Annotated in this window: 9 protein-coding genes and 1 pseudogene; 4 read left to right on the forward strand and 6 right to left on the reverse strand. The window is 68.3% G+C overall.

Going from position 1 to position 9,371, the window contains the following annotated elements:
- Window positions 1-1,564 (reverse strand): beta strand repeat-containing protein (locus AN233_RS16845; protein WP_394326202.1); only part of this gene is annotated, 1,564 nt, incomplete at its 3' end.
- Window positions 1,565-2,248: 684 nt separating this feature from the next.
- On the opposite strand from AN233_RS16845, the gene AN233_RS08770 reads away from it, so the two are divergent.
- On the forward strand, window positions 2,249-2,479 hold the full coding sequence (locus AN233_RS08770; RefSeq protein ID WP_058366417.1) for a hypothetical protein: 231 nt from the start codon (window positions 2,249-2,251) through the stop codon (window positions 2,477-2,479).
- 33 nt (window positions 2,480-2,512) lie between these two features.
- Here AN233_RS08770 and AN233_RS16435 read toward each other — a convergent pair.
- The 4 genes and pseudogenes from AN233_RS16435 to AN233_RS08785 form a co-directional block, all read right to left on the reverse strand.
- Window positions 2,513-2,775: pseudogene (locus tag AN233_RS16435) on the reverse strand (type II toxin-antitoxin system RelE family toxin).
- Complete coding sequence (locus AN233_RS08775; protein ID WP_058366418.1) at window positions 2,772-3,053, reverse strand: ribbon-helix-helix domain-containing protein; 282 nt, start codon at window positions 3,051-3,053, stop codon at window positions 2,772-2,774. The pseudogene AN233_RS16435 and the gene AN233_RS08775 overlap by 4 nt, the downstream one beginning before the upstream one ends.
- A gap of 213 nt (window positions 3,054-3,266) precedes the next feature.
- A complete protein-coding gene (locus tag AN233_RS08780) occupies window positions 3,267-3,701 on the reverse strand; it encodes a type II toxin-antitoxin system VapC family toxin (protein ID WP_058366419.1) in 435 nt (144 codons plus the stop codon).
- A complete protein-coding gene (locus AN233_RS08785; RefSeq protein WP_058366420.1) occupies window positions 3,698-3,973 on the reverse strand; it encodes a hypothetical protein in 276 nt (91 codons plus the stop codon). The genes AN233_RS08780 and AN233_RS08785 overlap by 4 nt, the downstream gene beginning before the upstream one ends.
- A 211-nt stretch (window positions 3,974-4,184) precedes the next feature.
- Between AN233_RS08785 and AN233_RS08790 the strand changes: the two genes are divergently transcribed.
- Both AN233_RS08790 and AN233_RS08795 read left to right on the forward strand, forming a co-directional pair.
- Window positions 4,185-5,180, forward strand: a complete 996-nt coding sequence (locus AN233_RS08790; protein WP_058366421.1) for a UbiA family prenyltransferase — start codon at window positions 4,185-4,187, stop codon at window positions 5,178-5,180.
- Between the two features lie 211 nt (window positions 5,181-5,391).
- Window positions 5,392-7,173: a sensor histidine kinase gene (locus tag AN233_RS08795; RefSeq protein ID WP_058366422.1), complete on the forward strand. Its 1,782-nt coding sequence runs from the start codon at window positions 5,392-5,394 to the stop codon at window positions 7,171-7,173.
- A 45-nt stretch (window positions 7,174-7,218) separates the two neighbouring features.
- Here AN233_RS08795 and AN233_RS08800 read toward each other — a convergent pair whose 3' ends face one another.
- The gene (locus AN233_RS08800) at window positions 7,219-8,736 is read right to left on the reverse strand and encodes an MATE family efflux transporter (RefSeq protein ID WP_058366423.1); all 1,518 of its coding nucleotides are present in this window, start codon (window positions 8,734-8,736) and stop codon (window positions 7,219-7,221) included.
- 172 nt (window positions 8,737-8,908) lie between these two features.
- Here AN233_RS08800 and AN233_RS17320 point away from each other — a divergent pair.
- Window positions 8,909-9,371, forward strand: a 463-nt coding sequence (locus AN233_RS17320; RefSeq protein WP_176696671.1) for a VOC family protein, incomplete at its 3' end; no start/stop codon positions are given.

A 9,371-nucleotide genomic window follows, 5' to 3' on the forward strand; every position in this document is an offset into this window, starting at 1 on the left:
CCACGTTGTCACCGCGCTGGTCCGTGTACGTGGACTGCGCGAAGGATACCTGACCCTCACCGATGGACTGGACCGTGAAGTCCACCTCGTCCTCGGCCGTCGTGTCTTCGACGTCGAAGGTCAGCGTGTAGTTACCGGCGTCGATGCCGGTGAAGTTCGCTTCGAAGGTGTCCCCGCTGCCCGCGTTGAGCAGCACGGAGTCGTTCTCACCGTCGTCGTCCGCGTCGTACGCGGTGCCGCCGGTGATCTGCTCGAGTTCCTCAACGTCGAGGTTCTCGGAGGTGATGATGTGGTCGAACGTGCCGCCACGGTTCGAGTCGATCTCGACGTCCGTGAGGGCACCGTCGCCGTCGTTGTCGACGCTCGTGGAGTCAGCCGTCACGTCGAGATTCTGCACCGCGACCTCGAACGCAACGTCGGAACCACTGTCGTCGGACGTGAGGATGTAGTCATCGGCCTCGAGGTCCGTCGTGTCGAAGGTGATGTCACCCTCGGAGTCGACGGACTTCTCGGTGACGAACGAAGTGCCGGAGTCCGTCACGCGACGGAGCTCGACGTCGTCGTTCGCGCTGAATTCGTCAGTGTAGATGACCTGACCCTGGAAGACGAGCGTGTTGTTGCCAGCCGTAGTGCTGTTAACAGTCACGTCGCCGCCAGTTGCCGCGGCACCGCTACCAATGCGGAAGCTCGAAGTCTGCTCGTTGTCCGCATCCGGTGCGTTACCGTTCGAACTGTCGTAGCGCGAGTCAGTGCTCGTGCCAGTCGACCCGGCAACATCGTAGGTGACGCCCTTGACGTCATCAGCATTGCTAGCGTCAAGGCTACTGAGAGTGATGTCAAGTGTAACGTCACCGTCACCGCCACCGTCGTTGACGGAGACGTAGGCCACGGTCACACCGCTGTTACTGGAGACCGAGGTGGTCGAACCAGCGGAGTCACTAGTGCTCGTCGCAGTAGCACTAACACTAGCGGAGTCCACGTCCACACCGTTCTCTGCCAGATCGGTAATGTTGACGTAGACAAATCCGTCGGTTTCGCCGCTGACATTGGCGGTCACACCAGTAATGGTCTGACTCGTGTCAGAGGAAGCGATGTTCGACGGACTACCTGCGTCAGTGATCGGGCCACCGACACTGAACGTGTCAGAGTCGGAAGAGCTGTCCTGACCGGAGTAGATGTTGTACGTGTACGACCCCGTGGACGCGCTCGTCGTGTCCAGCGTGAGGTCGACACTGACTGACTCGCCCGTGTGGGCAGTATTGTCATCATTCGTGTCCGACACCGTCACCGTGACGTTGTTATCGGACTCGACGGTCGCGCTTGCGTCGGTATTCGTACCGCCGCTAGCGGACGCTCCAGTCACGTCAACACCTGCGGAGACGAACTCCTGAGTGTCAATGGTGACGGAGTCGGACGTTCCAGCAGCGATGTCTACGTTAAACGATACCGTCTGTGTGGTCGAGGACTGATCGACCACGGTGTCGGAAACAGAAGCGCTCCCGACGCTTGCGGCAGCGGCCGTACCTGCGAACGCCATGGAGCCTCCGAAGACGGAGACGACCATGATGAACGCGAGGAAGACGGCGCGCGCCTTTCCGCGATAGTTTGTGTTTTCGCTTGTCATGTTTAGTTGGTTGTTGCATCCGGCGACAGAACCTTTCTCCCAACCTTGACCGAGCGCCCGCCATCGACACCAACGTCGTCGGCGTAAACCGGCCGGACTTGGTCAGGGATACTCACTGCTGCCACCATGGGTAGGGGTACGGACGGAACAAGCGCACCTCGTTATAAATACTTTGTGTTGCTTAGAGTATCGTGTGAAGCCTTCACACGCATGAATCCGGGGGGTAGAGCCGTTTCGGCGGGGTCTCCGGTAAGTACTTTGTGGGGCGTCCGATGCGTGGCGGACAGGCGAGGGTCGCGAACCGGCCGGTTCGGGGTGAGAATCGCGGCCGCGGGCTGGGACGCGGGCGTCGCGGACCTCGCGTGTTTGCGGACAGGGATTCAGCTCGCGCGATCCCGGACGGCGTCAGCGGCGTCCGCTACTGCGGAGCGGACTGCGGAGGGGCCGACACACGTCTAGACGCTCGCGCACGCGAGCGACGCGTCCGCGAAGAGTCTCGGCATGACTCCGCGAGTTCGAGGAACGGACGCGACGCATCGCTCCGAGACGGTCGCCGAACGGCTTCCCTTCCCACGGAGCGACCCGACCGATACGTCGACCGATTCGGCGTGAAACGGGACGACGATGAACGCCGAGGAACGTGACGAGCTGGTCGCGGACAACGCCCGCGAACGTCGAGCGTTCGTCATCTCCTGGGCCGCGTCCGTCCGGACCCACGACGACGCGGAGTGGTCACGCCAGGGGAACGTCCTCATCGACTCGCAGCTGCAGTCCGCCCGCGAGACGGAGCTCTCTCCCGAGGAGTACGCCGCCCGCGAGCGCTCGACTCGAGGCTCGCGGTCGGGCGAGGAGTGACGACCGCGGTCGCGACCGACGAAAGCGGACTCCTCAGGGCGGGAGATAGCGGTCGTACAGTTCCGGCGATGCCCCACCGCTTCGACAATGAGACGATCGTTCGACCGGTCCCAGGTGATGATCGCCCGGTAGTCCCCGGCCCGGAGTTTGTAGTAGGGGTAGCCCGCGAGTGGTTCGAGACGGTGGTCGGTCCACTCGGTCGCCTCGTCGACCTTGTTCATCACGCGGTCGGCGACCTGTTGGTCGTGTTTTTCGAGGTGCTCGACCGCCTGCTCCGTGTACTCGACCCGCGTCAGTCCTCGTCCGCGAGCCCGAGTCGCTCCCGCACCTCGTCCGCGTCGTGCGTCGCGCCGCGTTCGACCTGCTCGCGGCTCCGCTCCAAGTCGTCGAGCGTCTCCTCCGAGAGCCGCGTCGACGGCTCCACCCAACTGCGAAGGGCGTCGCGGATCGCCTCCGACTTCGAGGAATACCCACGCCGCTCCCACTCCTCATCGATCCGAGCCAGAAGCCCCTCCGGCACTCGGACGTTGATCTTCTCCATTCGGTTGTCCCCCGCGTCCGTGTCGGTGCTCATGGGCGGTGATACAGCGGTGATACACAAAAGAATTCCTCCCAACGGTCCAACCACGGTCACGGTCGTGTCAAGGGAACGTTCGTACGCACTCGGGGATCCAGTCCGCCCGCGAGACGGCGCTTTCTCCGAGGAGTACGCCGCCCACGAGCGCGCGACGCGAGTTCCGGTTTCCGTCGAGGACTGACGACCGCGACAGCCGACTCCGATGAGACGCTATCCCTCAGCGGTCGGTTCGACCCGGTCGACGATCCCGTCGAAGTCGTCGTCGAAGCTCACGACCGCGTCCGCGTCGCCGCGCTCGCAGTGCGCGATCAGGTTCGCGTCGGTGAAACTCAGGTCGTGATCCCGATAGCGCTCGAACGCCTCGACAGTCCGGTCGAAGGCCGGCGGATCCGAGATCAGGAACTCGACGACATCGGGGAACCGCCCCGCACCGCGGATCCGGTCCCCGACCGTCTTCGCCGCATCGAACGACCCCGTCCGCGACCGCGTCAGCGTGACCGTCTCGTCGTACACGTACTCGGTCGCGTACACGCGCCCGTACGCGCCATCAAGCAGTTCGTTCATCATCGCGACCGCGGCGTCGTGTCGGGCGGCGTCACGGTCGTGATGCGCGTAGAACACGCCCGTGTCGACGAGGACGCTCACCCGTACAGCTCCTCGTCGATGTCCGACTCCCGCGTCGTCGTCCCCGAGGCGATCTGGCCGTCGTGAAACGCCTCGCGCTCCGCCACGGACGCGTCCGGCTCGGACTCGCGGAACGAGTCGATCAGCTCCGCCCGCGAATCGTACGCCTCCCCGACGATACGCGCGAGCAACTCCTGTTGCGTGACACGAACGCCGGCCTCCAGACGGATTTCCGCCTGCAGCTCCTCCAACCGGGACTTCGTCGACTCGTCCATCTTGACGGACGTGCTCATAACGGTGGAACGTTCTACTGAGTCATAAATCCTCCAACCGGCCCTGTGACCCGTCGGACCATCGAGCATGGTCACACGGAGTCGACGGACGCAACCGTCCCCCCCTCGGACCGGACCGCAAGACCGGACCACCTCCCTCGGCGTTTATTCCGAACCGGGCACAGCATGATCGTAGCGTCCGAGCGTCGAAACCGCTCGGTCGCACACGACCATGGCTACGCAACCGAACCCGCCGTCGCCCGACCGCGACGGTCCGACAGTCACGCATCGTCCGTCGACCACCACGCTCGCCGCAGCGAGGGCGCGTCGCTTCGCGGCCGCGTTCCTCGAGGGCCCCGTCTTCGTCGCGCTCGTCGCCGTCGTGGAGACGCTGGTCGCCACCGCGCTGCTGGGCGTCCCGCTCTCGCCCGCGCCCGCGGTGGTGGGCCTCGTCGCCTTCGCGGTGTACGCCACCGACCACGTCGCCGACGCCGAGGCGGACGCCGCCTCCACCCCGGAGCGTGCGGCCGCCGCCCGCAGACACGCCGATCTGTTCACGGCCGCGGCCGCGCTCGCGTACGGGCTCGCCGTCGCCGTCGCGCTGTTCGGCGGCCCCCTCGCGCTCGCGATCACCCTCCTGCCCGGCGTCTGCTGGGTCTGTTACGCCTCCGACTGGCTCCCGACCGTGGGGGACGCGCTCCCGGGGGTCGCCGAGCGCGTCCCCCGCCTGAAGGACGTGCTCCTCGTCAACTCGCTCGTCGTCGCGGTCGCGTGGGCGACCGCGCTCACCCTCCTCCCGCTGGCGTTCGCCGCGCCCGCGATCGAAGGGCCGCCGAATGTCGCCGGGCTCGACCCCGCGGTCGCACCCGTCGCGGCGGTCGTCTTCGCCTACTTCCTCCTGCGCTCGTTCGTCGACGTGGAGGTGCCGAACGTCCGCGACGTGCGCGCGGACCGCGAGGCGGGCGTCGCCACCCTCCCGACCGCGCTGGGCGTCCGCCGCACGCGCCGGACGCTGTACCTCGTCGACGGCGTCGTCGTCGCGCTGATCGCGGCCGCCGGCGCCGCGGACCTGCTCGCCCCGGTCCACGTCGCCGCGCTCCTTGTCGGCGTGACCGTCTCGCTCGCGACCACCGGGCTCGTCGGCCGCGTCAGGGAGCGCCGCCTCCTCGGAATCGCGCCCGAGTGCAGCTACCTCGTGGCCGCGGCCGCGCTCCTCCTGCTCGGCTGAGCGTCGACGGCGGCACCGACGGCGACGACGGCAGCGACGGCGGCGACGGCGGCCGACCACCGGGCAAGGGACCGCCGTCGCTCCCCGACTTCGATCCGCGACTTCGATCCGCGACTTCGATCCGCGGCCGCAAAAGAACACGCCGCTCGGCTGGTACGTTTTTCTCGGTGACAAGAGAATTAAACCCCTTCGCGACGAGGGGACGGATGTCGTGTTTCCGATCGCACCGCTCCGGGCCGTCGTGACGGTCGCCGTGATCGTCGGCGTGGCCGCGGCTATCGTCGCGTGGCGCGAGCGGCCGGAACCCGGAGCGACCCCCCTGGCCGTCCTGCTTGCGGGCCAGGCGTGGTGGGCCGTGTTCCTGGTCTTCGAGCTCCAGGCGGAGACGCTCGCCGCGAAGGCCTTCTGGTACGACGTGCAGTGGGTCGGCGTCGTCGCCATCCCGGTCGCGTGGCTGGTGTTCGCGCTGGAGTACACCGGCCGCGACCGCCTCGTCACGCGAAAGACCGTGGCCGCGCTCTGTGTCGTCCCGGCGGTCACCGTGCTGCTCGCCGCGAGCGGCGACCCCTACGGCCTCCTCCTTCGTGACCGCTGGATCGAGTCGACCGCGTTCGGCGACTTCGTCGGGGCCGCGCCCGGCGTCTGGTACTACGTCACCGCCGGGTACACCTACCTGCTGGGACTGTTTGGCACGATCCCCCTGCTGCAGCTCGTCCGCGACGAGGCGCGGGCGTTCAAGGCGCAAAGCGCCGCGCTCATCGTCGGCACGCTGGCGCCGTGGACGACGAACGCCCTCCACCTGGTGGGCGTCGTTCCGGACGCACTGGCGGGGTTCGACCCGACGCCGCTCAGCTTCGCGGTCACGGGCGTCGCGTACCTCGGCGCGCTCACTCGCTTTCGGCTGCTCCGGACGAGCCCCTCGGCGATGCCGCGCGCGCGTCGCTACGTCTTCGACCAGGTCCACGAGGCGGCCGTGGTGATCGACAACCACGGCTACGTCGTCGACTACAACCGGGACGCGGAGGCCGCGCTGGGGCTCGACCCGGACGACGCGCTCGGACGCCCCGCGGCCGCGGTGGTCCCGGCCTACGATCGGCTGCCGGAGACTGACGGCGACACCGAGCGCCTCACCATCGAGGGGACCGACGGCTGGCGCCCCTACGACGTGACCGTGACGCCGCTTTCCGACTCGCGGAGCCGCCAGGTGGGCCGCGTCGTCACCTACCACGACGTGGGCGCCTACCTCCGTCAGCAGCAGCGGCTCGACGTGTTGGACCGCGTGCTCAGACACAACATCCGGACCGAGACGAACCTCATCCACGGTTACGCGAGCGTGGTGGGGGAAGACCCCGAGCACGCCGAGTCCGCCGCGGTGATCCAGGAGAGCGCGAGCCGGATCCTCCAGCTCAGCGAGCGGACGCGGTCGATCGCGTCGATGTTCTCCGAGGAGGCCGACCCCCTCGACCCGACGCCGACCGGGCCGCTGCTCGCGAACGCGACCGAGCGGCTCCGCGACCGCTACCCCGACGCGACGATCGAAGTCGGTCCGGTCCCGGAGAGCACGTACGTCGCCGCCTCGCTCGACGTGGTCGTCGAACAGCTGCTGACGAACGCGATCAGCCACAACGACGAGCCGAACCCGACCGCGTGGGTGACGACCGCGGTCGTCGACGACTGGGTGCACGTCGCGGTCGCGGACGACGGACCGGGGATCGACGCCGAGGAGTGGGCGGTCATCGACCGGGGCCGGGAGTCCCCCCTCGAACACGGGAGCGGTCTCGGCCTCTGGCTCGTGAAGTGGGGCACGGACCTGGCGGGTGGTCGGATGGAGATGGCGGACCGCCCGGGCGGCGACGGCGCGGTCGTCACCGTCGAGGTGCCGATGCTCCCTCCGCCGGCGGACGAGGAGGAAAGCGAGACCGGAGAAGACGATCGGGCCGGCGGAGACGACGAGAGTCCGGAGTCAGCCCGCCCCGACCGGTCGGACGACTGATTCCCGTCCGTCGACGTGCCGCCCCGGGCAACATTCGCCCGTGCCTCAGTCGTCCGCGGTCGCCGCGTCAGGCCGATAGTTCTGGCTGATCGCCTTCCACTTCCCGGTCCGGAACCGGGCGTAGTTGATCGCCGCCGGGATGGAGGTCTCCGCGAGGAACGCGAGGTAGAGCCCCCAGTAGCCGAGCGGCGCGAGCGCGACCGCGGGCGTGGCGGCCCCCAGCAGGGGGACCGTCACCGAGGGGATCGAGAGCCCCGCCGCGCCCAGGTACGCCAGCGGGATGGAGCCGCAGAACATGCCGAGCAGCTGGCTCAGGAAGGGGATCTTCGTGTCGCCGGCGGCGTCCAGCGGCCCCGCGGCGCCCCCCGAGACGCCCTGCAGGATGACGGCGACGCAGGCGGCGTAGACGAGGTCCGTCGCGATGGGGATCGCCGGGCTGTCGGGGCGGTCCGCGAACAGGGTGACGATGTCGGCCGCGGCGACGGCGATGAGTGCCGCGGAGACGAGGTAGGTCGCCACCGAGAAGCGAATGATGTCGCGCGCGTACGCCTCCGCGGACGCCTCGTCGTTCGTCCCGAGTTCCTGCCCCACGAGGCTCGAGGAGGCGAGTCCGAAACCCCATCCGGGGGTGTTCATGATCCCCCAGATGCGGCGGGCGATGACGAACGCGGCGACGGTGTTCTCGCCGAACACGTCGAGGATGGCGAGCATCGGGAACTCCGCGACCGTCCACACGAGGTTGCGCGCGCCGACCGGCGCGCCGATCTCCACGAGGTCCCGTAGCGTTCCGGGGTCGAGGTAGTTCCCGAAGGGGTCGATCGTGACGGGGAACGCGCCCATCCCGGGAAGGGCGCCGCGAGTGAGCCCGACCGCGAACGCGGCGACCGCGACGACGTTCGAGAGGACGGTGCCGAGCGCTGCCCCCTCGACGCCCCAGCCGAGCCCGAAGATGAAGACGGCGTTGAGGACGACGTTGACGAGCGCACCGCCCGCGCGGACCTGCATCGCGGTGTATGCGTCGTCCGCACCGACGAGCACGCGGCTCCCGACGAGGTTCAGCCCCGCGAAGGGGACGCCGAGCCCGACGATCCGGAGGTAGTCGGCGCCGAGCGCGATGGCGCGCTCGTTGCTGGAGATGAGGCCGATGAGCTCGCTCGAGAACAGCCAGAAGACGGCCGTGACGGGGAGGCTGACGACGACGACGAGCAGCGTCGAGGAGCGCACCGCGAGCCCGAGCTCCTCGTAGGCCCCCGCGCCGTACCGCTGGGAGACGAGCGCGATGGTGCCGCCCGCGACGCCGCCGCCGATGGCGAACGCGAGCCCCCAGAAGGGGCCGGCGAAGCCGACGCCGGCGACCGCGGAGACGCCGACCGCGGAGCCGACCATCGCCACGTCCACGGCGTTTTTCGACATCCGGGCGACGCCGGTGACGATCCGGGGCCACGCGAGGTCGGTGGTCCGGACCACGCGCTCGCGCTCGATGAGCCCGGCTCGGGCCAGCGCGAACCCGATGTAGAGGATGGCGAGCCTGAAGGGATTGGGGACGGAGAACACGGCGGACATGCCTCGTCTCACCGCCGACCTAAAGGCCCTTCGTCAGGCGGCAGCCCTCTCCGCAACGTTCGCGTTGTCGTTCGCACACGGCCGCGCGGGCGGTCGAGTGTCGACCGCAGCCGCCCGCAGCCGCTTCCGGGTCCGGTACGCTTTTCGACCCGAGCGCCGAATCGTGGCCCGTATGAGCGGCATTCTCGACCACGTGATGATCCGCGTGGAGGACTTAGAGGAGAGCCTCGAGTGGTACCAGACCAACTTCGGCTACGAGGAGAGGGGCCGCTGGGAGGCGGACACGTTCACCAACGTCTTCCTCGGTCCCGAGGACGCCCACGAGGACGGCGCCCTGCTGGAGCTCACCTACAACCACGACGACCGGACCTACGAGCTGGGCGACGCGTGGGGCCACATCGCCGTCCGCGTGCCCGAAGACGGTCTGCAGGACGCCTACGACGAGCTGCTGGCCAACGGCGTCGACGACTACCGCGACCCCGAATCGTGCGACAACCGCTACGCGTTCGTGAAGGACCCCGACGGCCACGAGATCGAGATCGTCAAGCGCGACCACGGCGCGAAGTGGAGCCTCGACCACACGATGATCCGCGTCGAGGACGCCGACGAGGCGCTCGGCTTCTGGACCCGCAAGT

The sequence above is a fragment of the Haloparvum sedimenti genome, from assembly GCF_001462205.1.
Taxonomy (GTDB): domain Archaea; phylum Halobacteriota; class Halobacteria; order Halobacteriales; family Haloferacaceae; genus Haloparvum; species Haloparvum sedimenti.